The 15,005-nt window shown below is 69.2% G+C and carries 15 protein-coding genes and 1 pseudogene; 8 read left to right on the top strand and 8 right to left on the bottom strand.

What is annotated here, in order from left to right; all coding sequences use genetic code 11:
• Positions 1–632 precede the first annotated feature (632 nt).
• Together ACFV8T_RS01600 and ACFV8T_RS01605 are read left to right on the top strand one after the other, a co-directional pair.
• On the top strand, positions 633–1,055 hold the full coding sequence (locus ACFV8T_RS01600) for a hypothetical protein (protein WP_385323289.1): 423 nt from the start codon (positions 633–635) through the stop codon (positions 1,053–1,055).
• The gene (locus ACFV8T_RS01605; protein ID WP_385323291.1) at positions 1,052–1,630 is read left to right on the top strand and encodes a TetR/AcrR family transcriptional regulator; all 579 of its coding nucleotides are present in this window, start codon (positions 1,052–1,054) and stop codon (positions 1,628–1,630) included. The genes ACFV8T_RS01600 and ACFV8T_RS01605 overlap by 4 nt, the downstream gene beginning before the upstream one ends.
• A gap of 432 nt (positions 1,631–2,062) precedes the next feature.
• Here the strand turns inward: ACFV8T_RS01605 and ACFV8T_RS01610 are convergent, their stop codons facing one another.
• Entirely contained in the window at positions 2,063–2,791 is a 729-nt protein-coding gene (locus ACFV8T_RS01610) for an SDR family oxidoreductase (protein WP_385323293.1), read from the bottom strand.
• A 481-nt stretch (positions 2,792–3,272) separates the two neighbouring features.
• Positions 3,273–3,515, bottom strand: coding sequence for a hypothetical protein (locus tag ACFV8T_RS01615; RefSeq protein WP_385323294.1), 243 nt, complete (start codon positions 3,513–3,515; stop codon positions 3,273–3,275).
• A gap of 10 nt (positions 3,516–3,525) precedes the next feature.
• On the opposite strand from ACFV8T_RS01615, the gene ACFV8T_RS01620 reads away from it, so the two are divergent.
• Complete coding sequence (locus ACFV8T_RS01620; RefSeq protein WP_385323296.1) at positions 3,526–3,885, top strand: hypothetical protein; 360 nt, start codon at positions 3,526–3,528, stop codon at positions 3,883–3,885.
• Here the strand turns inward: ACFV8T_RS01620 and ACFV8T_RS01625 are convergent.
• On the bottom strand, positions 3,820–4,590 hold the full coding sequence (locus ACFV8T_RS01625) for a cytochrome P450 (protein WP_385323297.1): 771 nt from the start codon (positions 4,588–4,590) through the stop codon (positions 3,820–3,822). The two genes, ACFV8T_RS01620 and ACFV8T_RS01625, sit on opposite strands and share 66 nt — an antisense overlap.
• Before the next feature lie 422 nt (positions 4,591–5,012).
• Complete coding sequence (locus ACFV8T_RS01630; protein WP_385323299.1) at positions 5,013–5,537, bottom strand: hypothetical protein; 525 nt, start codon at positions 5,535–5,537, stop codon at positions 5,013–5,015.
• A gap of 423 nt (positions 5,538–5,960) precedes the next feature.
• On the opposite strand from ACFV8T_RS01630, the gene ACFV8T_RS01635 reads away from it, so the two are divergent.
• Positions 5,961–6,638, top strand: coding sequence for a tyrosine-protein phosphatase (locus ACFV8T_RS01635; RefSeq protein WP_385323301.1), 678 nt, complete (start codon positions 5,961–5,963; stop codon positions 6,636–6,638).
• A 440-nt stretch (positions 6,639–7,078) separates the two neighbouring features.
• Here ACFV8T_RS01635 and ACFV8T_RS01640 read toward each other — a convergent pair whose 3' ends face one another.
• Positions 7,079–8,632 carry an MFS transporter gene (locus tag ACFV8T_RS01640; RefSeq protein ID WP_385323303.1) on the bottom strand — a complete coding sequence of 518 codons (1,554 nt, stop codon included), beginning with the start codon at positions 8,630–8,632 and terminating at the stop codon, positions 7,079–7,081.
• A 181-nt stretch (positions 8,633–8,813) separates the two neighbouring features.
• Between ACFV8T_RS01640 and ACFV8T_RS01645 the strand changes: the two genes are divergently transcribed.
• From ACFV8T_RS01645 to ACFV8T_RS01655, 3 genes are all read left to right on the top strand, one after another.
• The gene (locus ACFV8T_RS01645; protein WP_385323304.1) at positions 8,814–9,182 is read left to right on the top strand and encodes a YciI family protein; all 369 of its coding nucleotides are present in this window, start codon (positions 8,814–8,816) and stop codon (positions 9,180–9,182) included.
• Positions 9,179–10,435: an RNA polymerase sigma factor gene (locus ACFV8T_RS01650; protein ID WP_385323306.1), complete on the top strand. Its 1,257-nt coding sequence runs from the start codon at positions 9,179–9,181 to the stop codon at positions 10,433–10,435. The genes ACFV8T_RS01645 and ACFV8T_RS01650 overlap by 4 nt, the downstream gene beginning before the upstream one ends.
• Positions 10,436–10,690: 255 nt before the next feature.
• Positions 10,691–11,251, top strand: a complete 561-nt coding sequence (locus ACFV8T_RS01655) for an SMI1/KNR4 family protein (protein ID WP_385323308.1) — start codon at positions 10,691–10,693, stop codon at positions 11,249–11,251.
• Between the two features lie 178 nt (positions 11,252–11,429).
• Here ACFV8T_RS01655 and ACFV8T_RS01660 read toward each other — a convergent pair whose 3' ends face one another.
• The gene (locus ACFV8T_RS01660) at positions 11,430–11,642 is read right to left on the bottom strand and encodes a DUF5988 family protein (RefSeq protein WP_385323310.1); all 213 of its coding nucleotides are present in this window, start codon (positions 11,640–11,642) and stop codon (positions 11,430–11,432) included.
• Positions 11,643–11,755: 113 nt separating this feature from the next.
• The gene (locus ACFV8T_RS01665) at positions 11,756–13,279 is read right to left on the bottom strand and encodes a DHA2 family efflux MFS transporter permease subunit (RefSeq protein ID WP_385323312.1); all 1,524 of its coding nucleotides are present in this window, start codon (positions 13,277–13,279) and stop codon (positions 11,756–11,758) included.
• Between the two features lie 291 nt (positions 13,280–13,570).
• On the opposite strand from ACFV8T_RS01665, the gene ACFV8T_RS01670 reads away from it, so the two are divergent.
• Positions 13,571–14,065, top strand: coding sequence for a MarR family transcriptional regulator (locus ACFV8T_RS01670; RefSeq protein ID WP_385323314.1), 495 nt, complete (start codon positions 13,571–13,573; stop codon positions 14,063–14,065).
• A gap of 11 nt (positions 14,066–14,076) precedes the next feature.
• Here the strand turns inward: ACFV8T_RS01670 and ACFV8T_RS01675 are convergent.
• Positions 14,077–14,792, bottom strand: a pseudogene (locus tag ACFV8T_RS01675) (FAD-dependent monooxygenase); the annotation flags it as partial.
• Between the last annotated feature and the right edge of the window lie 213 nt (positions 14,793–15,005).

Genomic DNA, 15,005 nt, shown 5'->3' on the forward strand with positions numbered 1-15,005 from the left:
GACTGGTGCCTTCTGATGTCCCCGCAGTTGGAAGGCGGGACCCGCGACGCCATGCGGCCGATCGGCCCGGCGGCGTACCGGAGCAGAGCCGTCTTCTGGTGGCGCCGTCCGGGGCGAGGCCGGGACGCAGCCGGTGCCGGGCGGGGTGTCGTAGCAGTCCCACCCGGGTCCCGGTCGCGTAGCGGGCTTCGCTGGCCGAACGCGGCAACACCAGCGGGCTTCGCCGGCTGAACGCGGCAACACCACCGCGCTGCGGCCGTGCCCGGCGCCGTCTCGAAGGGGCACTCGTCGATTCCTGCGACTTCGAGCAGGCCGGCGAGTGCGGTGCGTTCGGTGTCGCTCGATTCGGTGCCGACGCTGACCATGCACCGCAGGCCGCACCCATGTGCCGCTCCTGCCGGCAGGGCGCCGGGCAGGGCGCCGGGCAGGCCGGCCGTGGCCGGGCACTCACCCGCCCACGATTCGCATCCACCGACGATATGGACGTTTTGGATCTTGGTCCATGCATGGGATCCGAAGTCGAGCACGTTTTCGCGCCTGCGAACCGGCCTTGCCGTCACACCTCGCCCCACGAGTGACTCTTCCTTCCTCAAGTTGATTTGGACGACCGTCCAGGACTATCGTCCAAACAGATGGCCGATGCCGGCCCGGTATTGGAGGGCGTAATGAATCAACCCCTGTTGGCAACGGTGACGGCGGCGCTTCTGGTCTGGGAAGCGCTCCTACTGATTCCGATGGTCCCGGGGAAGCTGATCGACACGAGGGACTTCTCCCAGCTTCCCCGGTGGCAGTTCAACAGCTTCAACGTGTATCTGACCTCTCTCGGGATTGCCAGCTTCGTGGTGGCCGGTTTCGCCATGGCGAACCATCACTGGGCATTCGTGGCGGCACTGGTGCTGAGCCTCGGCTACATCGCGGTCTTTGCGGCCGATCTCGGTGCGGTCTTCCCCGTCGTGCCCGACCCTCTGCCCGTGCAATTGCTCGTCCTCGAAGCGGTCGCACTGGCCTCGGCCGGTGTGAACGTGGTGATTTCGATCCAGGGAATGCGACTGTGAACAGCGACTCCACGAACCCCTCACGCCGGACGGACACACGCGAAAAGATCATCGAGGCTGCTGCCTCACTCATCCCCGAGTTGGGCTGGGGCGATGTGAGTAGCCGACGGGTTGCGGAACGCGCGGGCGTGAACACCGGTGTGATCCATTACCACGTGGGAAGCATCGGCGAACTCCGGCGCATCGCCGCAGTGCGGAAGATCCGGACGTTCTTCCTCGACCGGGTCGGCGAAGCCCTGGCAGAGCCGGATCCGGCCGCGGCTGTCGAAACCATGCTCCGCGCGCTGTCGGCCAACGATCCGCGTGACCCGGAACTGCTGCTGCTGTACGAGTCCCTCGTCGCAGCGAGTCGCGACGACCAACTGCGTGCCGAAATCGCCGCCTCGCTGGCCGAGTTCCGGCAATGGTTGTGCGACTGGTTTGCCGCCCGGGGAGTCACACGACCGCTCGTCGTCGCGGTCGTCCTCACAGCGGCGATCGACGGCTACCTGCTCCAGCGTTCGCTCGACCCATCCGTCGACCCCGGACCGCTCATCGACGGCCTGGTCGATCTGGTCCGGCAGTATCTCGCATAGGACCCACGAGGGCGGCAAGGCGATGCCGCTGCCAGTCGTGGCATCGCCATGGTCCCTGTGACGGAGCAGGAAAAGAAGGGAGGCCGGATCATCGGCTTCCACGAGGAGGAGCGCATTCCGTGGCAGAGGCGGTCCTTCTGATGTCCGGCCCGCCAACTAGCGGGCCGGACCTGCGCGTTGCGGCCCCGACGGCGCGACGGACAGTGCTGCTCCCGGCGGGAGACCTTCTCGCCGAGGGTGTGCGGGCTGTATGCGGGGCGCTGACTGTCCCCGGCGGGATCGCGCCGCGCCGTACCGCCTTCCTGGCGCGGACCGCCCCGTTGTCGCCGGGTAGCCGGACCGCGACCGTTGTGGTGCGCGGAACGTGGAGCACTGTCGGCTACCCGGATCGTGCGCGTCTGGCCGAACTGGAAGGTCGAGAGCGCGAGCGGTTCAGGAGAGCCAGTCGGCGTAGCGGGTAGGGGCGAGGTGAGCGTCCTTGTCGGTGAGGACGTCACCCTTGACGACGGCGAACATGCCGGCGGTCGGGTCGGTGACGATGGTACGGCCGTCGCCCTTGTGGGACAGGGTGATCCGGCCCAGCTCGTCCAGGGAGAAGATCTCGGGGCCGGCGATGTTGCGAATGCCATTCAGCGGGGCGCCCGCGGCGACCTCCGCCACCGCGTCGGCCACGTCCTTGGAGGCGATCGGCTGGATCGGTGTGGCGGGCAACCTGACGGTGCCGTTGTCGGCGGTCCAGGACAGGACGGCGTCCATGAACTCCATGAACTGCGTCGCCCGGACGATCGAGTAGGGGACCGGCCCGGCCGCGAGGAGCTTCTCCTGGAGCACCTTGGCCCGGTAGTAGTCCAGCTCCGGCACCTGGTCCGCGCCGACGATCGAGAGGATGACGAAGTGGCCGACGCCGCCCTTTTGGGCCGCGGCCAGAAGGTTGTCCATCGAGGTCTGGAAGAAGGCCGGGGAGGCTTCGTCGAAGGTCGGGGAATTCGTCAGGTTGACGACCGCGTCGGCTCCCGCAACCGCTGCGTCCAGTCCCTGGCCGGTGAGGACATCGACACCGGTGGACTGCGAGTGCGGTACTGCCTCGTGCCCTGCGGCGTTCAGATTCTTGACGACCTGCGACCCGATCAGCCCGGTACCGCCGATGACCGAGAATTTCATGACATGCCTTTCATCGGGAGGAGTATCCGCAATATGGCACATGATTCCTATATTGGTGTTTGATGTGAGGTCAGGGTCGTATATCTGGACAACTTGTTGCTCAACTGGCCGACGCCCGCACTCGGTGGCCAACTGCGACGCTCAAGTTTCCGCAGGCCTTCGGCGCGGCCCGGAAACCCTGGAACCGGCGGAATTGTCGGGTGTGTCAGCACAGGCCGGGGACGGGCAGGGCTTCCGGACACTTCGGCCGCCCCGCCCCGACCAGCACCCATCACGCCGGGACCGCGCCCGGCTTCGGGCGAGCCGAGCCGAATCGAGCCGAATCGAGCCGAACCCCGATCAAGACTGAAGACCGCCCCGCACACCTCTCCGGCGTCGAAACTCCCGCACGGGACTATGGCAGTGTCCTGTCGATCAAGGCTCGCTCAACGAATGCCTGCCGACAGGCTCAACACTGAGCTGCCGCCATCTTGAAGGCAGGTCAGGGATCAGGCCCATGACGGGCCCCGAGGTGCTGGAGCGGATCGCCACGCGTCGTGCGGAGCTGGACGGACTCGAAGAGCGGTTGGCCAAGCAACTGGAGGAGGTGCGCGCCGAGCGGGACGAGCTCGCAGTCGCCGAGAAGGTGCCGGCCCGGATGAGCGAGCAGGTCGCCGCGGAACAGGCGTCGACCGAGCCGGTGTCTGCGCAGGTGGGCGGGCGCGGGGTGCTGTTGGTCCCGCACCTCGCCGGGGGTGGACAAGGGAGCGCTGCCGCCGGAGTACCAGCGCATCCTCGCCGTCGTGCAGCAGGCCGCGGGGCCGGTGATGACCCGACAGGTCGGCGAGGCGCTCGGGCTGGACCACGTCGCCGACCTGCTGCGCCGCCACCTGAAGGCGACACGCTCGCGCCGGCGGGCGCTGCCGCCAGGGAAGATCGCGCTGATCGTCCTCGCGGTGCTGCGGCACGACCGGCGACTGGCCGACATGGCCGGCGGCAACAACATCTCCGCCACTAGCGTGCGGCGCCGGCGCGACGAGATCATCGGCCTACTTGCTGCGAAAGCCTCGTGGCCGGGGTGTTGCGTGCATCCGAAGTCTGCCCGGTCCGAATGACGCCCCCAGGACGGGGCGGACCGGTGGCTGGCCGGGCAGGTGTTTCAGGCTCCAGCGGGCGGTGATGGTGGCGAGGGCGAGAGTGGCCTCGGTCATCGCGAAGGTGTTGCCGATGCACTTGCGGGCGCCGGTGGCGAAGGGGATGAAGGCGTTGCGGGGAGCTTGGGGGCGCTGGGGGTCCCAGCGGTCGGGGTCGAAGGTTTCGGGATCGGTGTGGAGATCGGGGCGGTGGTGGATGAGGTAGGGGCTGTAGGCGACGCTGGTGCCGGCGGGGAGTGGGTGCCCGCCGAGGTGGGTGTCATGGGTGACTGTGCGGGTGAGGAACCAGGCCGAGGGGTACAGGCGGAGGGTTTCGGTGATGATGCGTTCGGTCAGCTCCAGGCGGGGCAGATCGGCGTGGGAGGCCGGGTTTCCGCGCAGGACGGTGTCGACCTCGGTGTGCAGTCGTTGCTCGATCTCGGGGTGGCGGGCCAGCAGGTCCAGTGCCCAGGCCAGGGTACTGGCCGTCGTCTCCGTCCCGGCCAGGAAGACGGTGAGGATCGTGTCGCTGATTTCCGCGTCCGTCATGCCGCGGCCGCCGTCTTCGAGGTCGCGGGCTGCGACCAGGGCCGAGAGGAGGTCGCCGTGGTCGGTGCCATCGGCGCGCCGCTCGGCGATGAGCAGGTCGCAGGTGTGACGTAGGCGAGTGTGTGCGCAGATAGGCACGGCTGTCCGGAGTGGGGAGCCGGTCCAGCGGCGGGGCCAGGAGCATGCGCCGGAAGAGCCCGCCCGCGATGGTCTTGACGTCGCCGATGAGCTGTCCGAGCTCGGCTGCGGGCAGGGAGTTGGAGAACAGGGTGGCGGCCGTGACCTGGGAGGTGATCGCCATCATCTCGGTGGGCACGGCCAGGGTCTGTCCCGCCAGCCAGGAACCGGTCACCTCCTCGATGCAGGCGGTCATGGTCCGTGCGTAGCCGGGAAGACGGTCAGGATGGAACGCAGGCTGGGACAGTCGGCGCAGCCGACGGTGAGCACGGTGCGGACAGCTGCTGAGGCCGTCACCCAGGACGTCACGGAAGCGGTCGAACACCGGGCCGCCCTTGTCGAAGAGGCAGTCGTCCACCAGGGCCTGACGGGTCAGCTCCGGATCACAGATCACGACCAGTGGCACAGGGCCCCTTTGCCGTGCTCAGGGGGAACGCCCGCTGAAGGTCGCCCCCGGTGGTGGACAGCGCGTGCAGCTGGGCGCGGACGCCGTAGCGGGGGGTCACCAGGTACCAGGCGAGCGCGCCCATGGCCGTCTCCGCCACCTCCTCGTGCCCGTCTTCTCCGCAGTCGCACGCCAGTACGTCATCGACGACGCGGGCGCACGCGGTTGCGTATCCGGTGAGTGCCCGGAGTCCTCCTGCGGCGATGGCCAGCAGTGCCTCGTTGCAGGTTTCCCCGTGGGCGTAGTCGGTGAGGATGCCGATGATCTCGTTGTAGCGGTAGGAGTTGTCGATCGACCGGCGGATCCGGTGGCAGCGGAAAGAGGCGTCGAAGGTTCCGGCGCCGATACGAGCTCGCGGCCGCCATGCTGGTCCACGACGGCGACGGAGCGGCTCCGCGGGCAGGAGCGGGTCTACCGGTGACTGGGGCGACGGTGCCCACGGCGTTTGGACAGTCCGACTCATCCTCCTTGGCCGGCCGATACCCCCTGCCCTTGATGGCCATCACGTCTGCCACGACCGGGCGGGTGAGAGCTCGGACCCGCCGCAACACTGTCTCGACGTCGACTGTGTTGTGCTCATCGACAGGCCCGGAGTACGCGAACCTCGGATCGGTGAAGACGTTCCGGCATGCCCCCGCTCCGCCGCTATCGGTCTTGAGGGTGTTTCAGGGTGTTCAAGTGGTTCGCGAGGGCGTCGATCGTGCACCGACTCCGCCCGGGGGACAGTCCGACAGACCGCCTGCCTGCCGCAGCGGCACCCGCCTGAAGCGTGTACGGGTGTTTCAGCGGCTGGCCCCAGCGCGCGTTCACAGGTTGGAAAGCTGTTCCGACGGCGTGTGCAACACCTCGGAACACTTCCCCGAACGCGTGGACGTACAGTGAGCCGATGACGATCCATGGGGTGGGGAAAACGGCGCTGACCAGCATCGACGGGGTGCGGAACTTCCGGGACGCCGGCGAAGTGGGGGCATTGCCGCGTGGTGTGCTCTACCGGTCCGGGGCGCTGCACGCCATGTCGGCGGGCGGTGCGCGGGAGCTGGAAGGGCTGGGGGTGCGTGCGGTCGTCGACCTGCGCAGCCGGCCCGAGGTCACCGACCGGCCGGACGCCTTGCACGGTACGGGGATCAGGTATCTGCACGTTCCGGTGTTCGCCGAGCAGCGGTGGCCGGATGAGCAGATGGAGCTGTACCCCTTGATGGCCGAGCACGCGGGACGTGCCGTACTGGCGGTGCTGCGGCGACTGGCCGCCGAGGAGTGTGGGCCGGTGCTGGTCCACTGCGCGTCGGGAAAGGACCGGACCGGTGTCGTAGTCGCCGTCGTGCAGACCCTGTTCGGGGCGTCCGAGGCGGAGGTGACCACGGACTTCGTGCGCTCCAACACCGAGCTGGGCCTGTCAGCCGTGCAGCCGTCGGCTCCGCGAGGGCACAACCCCCGGCCGGTCGCGGCCGAGCACCTCCACCGCGCGCTCCTGTGGATCCGCAGTCACCACGGTTCCGTACCCGCTTACCTCCAGGCGCAGGGCGCTACGAAGCGGGAACTGTCAGTGCTGCTCGACAAAGCATGACGCGCCAAAAGGATCACGACGGCGGGGCACTCATGATGCACTGATGGGCGACGGCTCGCTCCCGACCAGCCACCCCTGAGACACCTTCTGGCCCCGGGGCCGGCGGTTGCTGTAGCCCTTGTCCGTACTGACGCTGTCCGGCTTGCCCCGAGGCCGGCCGGTAGCCAGCCGCTCTCGGATCGACGGCGATGTCCCAGTCGATCCCGTCGGCCGCGTCCGACTCGGCCTGGGCTCGGCGGCAGGAAGTGCCCGTGCACGGGGCCGTCCAGGGACGGGCCGCGGACAGGCCTTCCTCGAACGCGATGTCCTGGTGAGAGCACACCTCCGACGGTCGTCATCTGGGTGTCGGGCACGGCTCTGGGCGAGGACCCGCAGACGGAACGCTTCCTCGGCCGCAGCGATGACCCGCTCCGGGCCGGTGCGGATGCGCCGGGCGCCGGTCAGCCCCGCTGGGATCGGCGGTGCACCCGCAGGAACCACACCGCAAGGCCCGCGAAGATGACCGCGCCGACGACGCCGGCCACCTGCAGCCCGGCGGTGAACGCGTCGTGCGCCGCGCGCAGCAGGTCGGCCGCGGCCCGGTCGGGAAGCTGGTGCGCCGCGCCGACCGCGCCCGCCAGCGTCTCCCGGGCCGGGCGTGCCGCTTCCGTGGGCAGCCCGGCCGACGTTGCGCCCGCCACCGGGCCTGCCATCCGCTGGTGGTAGAGGCCGGCGCCCGCCGCGCCGAGCAGCGCCATGCCCAGCGACGCGCCGAAGAAGTTACTGGTCTCCGACATCGACGCGGCCGAGCCCGCCCGCTCCGCCGGCACCGCGCCCACGACCACGCCGATGCCGAGCGCGAACAGCGGACCGGTTCCCAGCGCCAGCACAGCCACCCCGACCGCCAACGGCAGTGGCCCGCCGCCGGCGCCGACCTGGGTGATCAGCAGACAGCCCAGCACCGAGCCGGCCAGCCCGACCGCGATTGCGGCGGACGTCGCCAGCCTCCGGCCCAGCGCCGGTGCCAGCATCGTGCCCAGCCCCATGGCCAGCCCCATCGGCGCGAACCACAGCGCCGCGGTGCTCGGCGACAGGCCGAGCACGCTCTGCAGGAACTGGGTGCCCAGCAGTGCGGTGCCGGCCATCACGAGGCCGGCCAGCACCAGCGCGCACAGCACCGCGGTGAAGGTCGGGTTCCGGAACAGTCGCAGGTCCAGCAGCGGCGTGGCCAGGCGCAGTTGCCGCCGTACGAACAGCGCGCCGACGCCGGCGCCGACCACGATCGCGACCGCCGGCAGCGCCGGGCCGCCGCCCTCGGGCACGGCCAGTCGCTTGATCCCGTAGACGATCGGCAACACGGCCGCCATCGACAGCGCCACGCTGACCAGATCCAGCCTGCCCCGGTCCGGGTTGCGGTACTCCGGCAGCAACACCGGCCCGGCCACCAGCACCAGCAGCATCACCGGCGCGGCCACCAGGAACACCGAACCCCACCAGAAGTGCTGCAGCAGGAACCCGCCGAGCACCGGCCCGACAGCCGCGCTGGTGAAGTTGCAGGTGGCCCAGATCGAGATGGCCCGCCCGCGCTGCCGGCCGTCGGCGAACATGCTGGTGATCAGCGCCAGCGTGGACGGCATCAGGGCGGCAGCGGCCAGGCCGAGCAGCAGCCGCGCCGCGATCAGCATCGTCGCGCCCGTCGAGAACGCGGCCAGCACGGACGCGGCGCAGAACCCGGCCGCGCCGATCAGCAGCAGCCTTCGCCGGCCGATCCGGTCGCCCAGGGTGCCCATCGTGATCACGAACCCGGCCGTCATGAACCCGTAGCTGTCGGTGATCCACAACTGCTCGGTGCCGCTCGGCCCCAGGTCCGCCGTCAGCCTCGGCAGTGCCAGGAACAGAACATTCATGTCCAGGCCGACCAACAGCGTGGGCAGGGCCAGCAGTGCCAGGCCGAGCCAGGCCCGCCGCCCGGCGCGGTCCACGGCTGGTGCCGTCTTGGTCGTCGTCGTGCTCATGGGGCAACCTCCTCAGGGTGGATCGTCGCGGTACGGTCGGAGCCGATCGGCGGATCTTGACCCGCGCCGGCAGAAATATTTGATCTGCTGAACCCGTCGCCGGTATGTCAAGACCGTTCGGTCCGCGACGACTACCCGATGACGGGGCCCGACCGGGCGCCGCGACGGTGAGGAGTTGGACATGAAGTTCCTGCTGATCATGCACATCAACCCGGCCATCATGGAGGAACTGACGGAGGTCGAGCGCCAGGAGATCATGGAAGGCCACGGCACATTCATGAAGACGACCCGCGAGTCCGGCGAGATGATCAGCACCGAGGCGTTGGCCGACCCGTCGCAGAGCTCGGTGGTCCGCGTACGCGACGGTGTGCCGGTCGTCACCGACGGCCCCTACCTGGAGGCCAAGGAGTTCCTGGGCGGCTACTACCTGGTCGACGTCGCGAGCAGGGACCGCGCGCTGGAACTGGCCGCGATGATCCCGGACGCCCGGTTCAACGGCCTGGGCATCGAGGTCCGCCAGGTGATCTTCTCCGGCGGCCCGACCGCGTGAGTTCCGACCGCGCCACCGTCGAGGGCCTGCTGCGCGCGCTCGCGCCGCAGGCCCTCGGCGCGCTGGTGCGCCGGTACGGGCAGTTCGACCTGAGCGAGGACGCCGTGCAGGAGGCGCTGCTCGCCGCGGCGACACGCTGGCCGACCGAGGGCGTCCCGGACAACCCGCACGGCTGGCTGACCACAGTCGCCGGCCGCCGCCTGGTCGACCAGATTCGCAGCGAACAGGCCCGGCGCCGACGCGAGGACGCGGTGGCCGCCCTGGAGCCGGACCCGACGTCGCCCGGCCCCGGCGAGGACATCCCGGCCGACCGGGACGACACCCTCACCCTGCTGTTCCTGTGCTGCCACCCGGCGCTGAGCCCGGCCTCGCAGATCGCGCTGACACTGCGCGCGGTCGGCGGCCTGACCACCGCGGAGATCGCCCGCGCCTACTTCGTGCCGGAACCGACCATGGCGTCCCGGATCAGCCGGGCCAAACAACGGATCAAGGCCGCCGGCAGCGAGTTCACCATGCCGGTGGGGCAGGACCGGGCGGACCGACTGAGGGTCGTACTGCACGTGCTGTACGTGATCTTCAACGAGGGCTACACCGCCAGCTCCGGCGACCGGCTGCGCCGCGACGACCTGGCCGCCGAGGCCATCCGGCTGACCCGACTACTGCACCGGCTGCTGCCGGACGACGGCGCGGTGGCCGGCCTGCTGGCCCTGATGCTGCTCACCGACGCCCGCCGGGCCGCCCGCACCGGCCCACACGGCGAGCTGATCCCGCTCGACGAGCAGGACCGCTCGCGCTGGGACCGCGGTCGCATCGTCGAGGGCGTCGCGCTGGTCACCGACGCGATGACCCGTTCGACGCTCGGCCCCTACCAGTTGCAGGCCGCCATCGCCGCGCTGCACGACGAGGCGCCCAGCACCGGCGAGACCGACTGGCGCCAGATCAACACGCTGTACAAGATCCTGGAGCGGCTCTCGCCGAACCCGATGGCCAGCCTGAACCGGGCGGTGGCGGTCGCCATGATCGACGGACCGCAGGCCGGCCTGGCCCTGCTGGACCATCTGGCCGCGGACGACCGGATTACCGACCACCACCGGCTGCACGCGGTCCGCGCACACCTGCTGGAGATGGCCGGCGACCATCCGGCGGCCCGGGAGTACTACCACCGCGCCGCCCACGGCACCAGCAGCCTGACCGAGCGCCGCTACCTGGAAACCCGCGCCGCCCGACTGACGCCACGTCCCGCCTCGGGCTGACCCTTCCCACGCCACCTGGTCGTCCTCGACCAGGGGCATCGACGCCTCCACCGCCAACGACGCCTCCACCGCCATCGACTCGATGCTCTTCCGGTCCTGCTCCTGGGCGCCATCACCGAGTTCGCGTACCCCTTGATGTCCGGACGCATCATGGACGGCCTCGCCGCCGCCCGCGTCCTGGGCCGCACCGGCAGCCAGGGACCCAAGCCGATGTGCTGGGGTCGCTGTCACTGCCGGCTGATACCAATAGGCCGCATGAACACCGAGCACGCAGACCCTGACGACCTCGCTGCGATTCGTGCGGCCTTCGGCATCGACGACGGCGGTGAGGCCGCGCTGGGCTGGGAAGCGGTGCAAGCCTTCGAAGCGGAGCACGGCATAGTCCTGCCGGAGCCCTATCGGACCTTCGTTGCGGAGGTCACCGACGGGTCGCACTCCGGTCCGCCGGATTATGGGTTGGTGGGACTGGCAGAGCTGCCCGCCGACTGGGGTGACGGCCGGGACGAACGCGACCTGAGCCGGCCCTTCCCGCTCACCTCGAGTTGGCTGTGGGATGAGGACTCAAGGCCGTCGGAGGAGATTGAACCGATCCTGGACCAGATGTTCAATCACGGGACAATCGTGCTCGGGACAGACGGCTGCGGTATGTACTGGCATCTCGTCGTCACCGGCCCGCATCGCGGACACGTTTGGTTCATCACCGGCGAAGGGGCGACTCCATTCGGAGCCGGGTTCGGGTTCACCACGGCTGAACCCGGATTCGCAGGGTGGGTCGAGCACTGGGCTGCCAACAAGCCCTGGTTCGACGCGGAATGACGCGTGAATGATGCTGATCACGGTCGGCCTCCGCTGCCGAGCGAGTACGGCCCGTTCCCGCGGTGGTGCGGACAGGGAAAGGCAGCGGTTTGGTACGGTGCCGGGCCGCTGCCTCGTGGATCGTTTCGTGTCGCCGGCCGGAGCTGACCGGTTCCGGTCGCGTTCGGCCTTCTTGGTTCTACTCGGCGACGTAGGTGCAGCCGCTCCAGGCGAACACCTGGAGCTCCTGGTTGTCTTCGACGACGGTCTCGTCGGTCGGCTCGAAGTGCTCGTACCGATTGCCCGAGAGCACCTTCACCTTGGAGTTCGTGTTCGCGACGTAGCGCACGCGGTCCTCCTCGTGGATGAGGAACGTAGGACCACCAGTGAGAATGACGTTGGGATTCTCCATGACTGCCGTCTCCTTCGGCGCAGGTGCGGATTGTTCGGAAGTCCTCATTGCTTCGGCTTGGCAGTAGGGGGTGCTTCGCTGCGCGCAGGATCGGTGGTCGCTCTAAAGCTCGACTAAAGCTTTTTCCGGTCAGCCTGCCCCGCTGCGGTGCCGACGGCCTGACCGGTCCGGGGGCCGGCCTCGGCCGGAGGGGCGACAGAGGGCGTGGCCGGGTTGGCGGACGGGTCGGCGGCCGGTGTGCGGGACTTGGTGTGGTTGCGGATCAGGAGGCAGGCGAGCAGACCGACCATCAGGACCGAGATGGGCAGGGCCACGGTGCTGTGCAGTGTGGAGAGGAAAGCGGCCGAGTAGGTCTGGCCGGCCGAGATCCCGGCGGAGAGCTGTCCCTGCACGAGGGCGCTGACAGCGGCGGCACCGATGACCGAACCGATCTGACGGACGGTGTTGTTGACGCCGGAGGCGGCACCGGCGAGCTGGGACGACACGTTGCGCATGGCCTCGGTGGACATCGGGGCGACGAGGCATCCGACGCCGAGCCCGGTGAGCAGGGTGGCGGGGACGAATGCGTACCAGGAGGTCGCCGGGCCCGCGATCAGGGCGATGGCGAGGTTGCCGGACGCGTACAGGGCCAGTCCGGTGATCATCAGGTACTTACCGCCGATCCGGTCGGACATGCGCCCGGCGAACGGGCCGAGGGCCATCGACACCAGGGAGGAGGGGGCCAGCACCAGGCCCGCCTTCATCGCGCTCATGTGCAGGACGGACTGGAGGTAGAGGTTGAAGGGCAGCACCAGCCCCAGCATGGCGATCGAGACGAGTCCGACCAGCACGGTCATCACGGTGAAGTTGCGGTCCTTGAAGAGCGCGAAGGGGACGAGCGGCTCACGGCCCTGCCGGCCGCGCTGGTGCAGCAGGAACCCGACGGCCAGGGCCGCGCCCGCGGCGAGCAGCGCCCAGATGCCCGGACCCCACTGGTAGCGCTCGCCCTCCTGGAGACCGAACGCCAGGCAGAACAGGGTGGCAGTGGCGAGGAGAACGCCCATCAGGTCGAAGCGGTGGGTGCGGGCGGGGCGGATGTCGGGGATGATCAGGAACGTGAGGGCAAGCGCGGCGATCCCGATCGGTACGTTCACCAGGAAGATCCAGCGCCAGCCCACGGCCGAGACCAGGATGCCTCCGAGGGTCGGCCCGGAGAGGGTGGCCAGGCCCGCGACGGTGCCCCAGATGCCCAGCGCGGAGCCGCGCCGTGAAGCCGGGAAGACGGACACGATCAGGGTCATCGTCTGCGGCACGAGGAGGGCGGCGCCCAGCCCCTGTACTCCGCGGGCGGCGATCAGGGCCGCCGCGTTCGGGGCGAATCCGCAGGCGATGCTTGCCAGGGTGAAGACGACCAGGCCCGCGGCGAACAGGTTGCGCGGGCCGCGCATGTCGCCGAGCCGGCTCGCGGTGATCAGCAGCACCGAAAGCGTCAGTGCGTAGGCGCTGACCACCCACAGGGTCTGGTCGAGCGAGGCTCCCAGGTCGTTGATCATGTCGGGGATCGCGATGTTCACGATCGTCAGGTCCAGCAGGGTCATGAAGAACCCGAGCGAGAGCGTCACCAGGACTGCCCAGGGGTTCCCGCGCCACTTGAGCACGACCGTCTCCTTCGTCCGTCGATGGCCGGTGTCCCGGCGTCTGCTTCGAAGCTAATACATCTTCTTTGATGTATCAAGATAGATGCATCGGAGTTGTTGTATCTGCTTCGATGCATCTCGATGCCCGTGGGCTCCGGCGGCGTGCGACGAGCGTCTGGGGGCTCGGGGGCTCGGGGGCTCGGGGGCTCGGGGGCTTGGGGGTGTGGGGGCTCGGGGTTCCGAGGTCTCGGGAATGCATCTCCGAGAGATGTATCTCTGGAAGATGTATCGAAGGTGATGTAATGTGGTGGCATGGATGGAGTCGAGCTGTTCTTGCTGGGACGCACTCTCATGAAGATCGGGGAGGGCGCGATGCCCGAGCCTGAGGGCGGCGCGGCCCGCTACGGCGGCGGTGTGCGTTCGGTCCTCATCGTGGTGAGCGATTTGGCCACCCACCCGGACAGCGCGGTCGGCGAGATCGCGGCCCGTACCGGTCTTCCGCAGAGCCAGGTCTCCACCGCGGTGGCCCGGCTGAAGGAAGCCGGCGCCGTGGTCACCAACCCCGATCCCGCCGACCGCCGCCGCCTCCTGGTCCGGCAGTCCGCCCGCCCCTCCGACCGGATGGCCCAGGTCAGGGCGACCTCCATCGAGGGCGCGCTGGCCGACGCGCTCGGCGACGATCCCGACGGGCTCAAGGAGGTCACCGAGGCCCTGGACGTGCTGGCCCGCCACCTGTCCCCGCAGGCCCGGTCCCGCAAGCAGGCCTCGACCGTGAGCGGCTCCCCGTCGGAGGGAGGCTCACGGTAGAACTCGACCGTCATCAACCGCACCTCGGTCGGATCCGCCGGATTGACCGGCAGGACACCGAACTGACCACTCGGATACGAGCCCGCCCTGAACAGCGCCTGCGCCTCGTCGTCCACCACGACATCGGCGGTGACCCCGTAGTACGCGGGGGCGAGGGACTCGAACTCGAAGCCGGTCGCCTCGGCCACAAGGCTGCGGGGCCCGTCGCACCCGACGACATAGGCGGCACGCAGACTGCTGGGCCCTCCTGCGAAACCACTGTGAGCGTCACGCCGTCCGCGTCCTGCTCGATGCCGATGACCTCCTGGCCGAGCCGCACCTCGACACCCAGCTCGACGGCCTCCCGCAGCAACTGCTCGCTGCGCCACTGCGGAACGATCAAGTCGTAGTCGGTCTCCGCCAGTTCGCCGTCGATATCCCGGTAGACGAGACCGAAGTGACTGCGCCCCCAGGTAGGCGTATCCGGTGTCCGGAAGCGTTCTTCCAGGCCTCTCTTGCGCAGGAAGTCCGCGATGTGTGCGTTGAGAAGCATGCCGCCGGAACGTTCCAGGAGCTCGGACCGACGTTCCAGTACGACCGTGGGAACCCCGGCCAGCCCCCGCTCGCACGAAAGCGTCGGACCAGCGGCGCCACTACCGACAATGACTATGGGATCAGACATGGTCTCAGCTTCCGCCACGGGGCTTAGACCGACCGGCAATAGGCGCCCGTGAGGTGGCAGCGTCATCAGAACGGCCACGAGCCCACGTGATCACGGAGTTCTTTACGCTCAGTAGTCACAAGGGATGGCCTAGGAGCGTGGGTCAGTAACGAGCAAGCGGTTGGCTGACCGTGATCGGTGGGATCGGTCGCGGTCGGCCTGCGGGCGCTTGTGAGGCCGTGCTCGGCGTCCTGTTCGTCGGGGGTTCGGCTTGGCAGGGGCCCGTGGCGGGGCCGGGAG

It is taken from the genome of Streptomyces sp. NPDC059832 (assembly GCF_042731715.1).
Taxonomy (GTDB): Bacteria; Actinomycetota; Actinomycetes; order Streptomycetales; family Streptomycetaceae; genus Streptomyces.

Coding starts and splice junctions, on each gene's coding strand:
- ACFV8T_RS01600 (WP_385323289.1), top strand. CDS start 633: ATGGCCGATGCCGGCCCGGTATTGGAGGGCGTAATGAATCAACCCCTG.
- ACFV8T_RS01610 (WP_385323293.1), bottom strand. CDS start 2,791: ATGAAATTCTCGGTCATCGGCGGTACCGGGCTGATCGGGTCGCAGGTC.
- ACFV8T_RS01630 (WP_385323299.1), bottom strand. CDS start 5,537: ATGAGTCGGACTGTCCAAACGCCGTGGGCACCGTCGCCCCAGTCACCG.
- ACFV8T_RS01635 (WP_385323301.1), top strand. CDS start 5,961: ATGACGATCCATGGGGTGGGGAAAACGGCGCTGACCAGCATCGACGGG.
- ACFV8T_RS01640 (WP_385323303.1), bottom strand. CDS start 8,632: ATGAGCACGACGACGACCAAGACGGCACCAGCCGTGGACCGCGCCGGG.
- ACFV8T_RS01645 (WP_385323304.1), top strand. CDS start 8,814: ATGAAGTTCCTGCTGATCATGCACATCAACCCGGCCATCATGGAGGAA.
- ACFV8T_RS01655 (WP_385323308.1), top strand. CDS start 10,691: ATGAACACCGAGCACGCAGACCCTGACGACCTCGCTGCGATTCGTGCG.
- ACFV8T_RS01660 (WP_385323310.1), bottom strand. CDS start 11,642: ATGGAGAATCCCAACGTCATTCTCACTGGTGGTCCTACGTTCCTCATC.
- ACFV8T_RS01670 (WP_385323314.1), top strand. CDS start 13,571: ATGGATGGAGTCGAGCTGTTCTTGCTGGGACGCACTCTCATGAAGATC.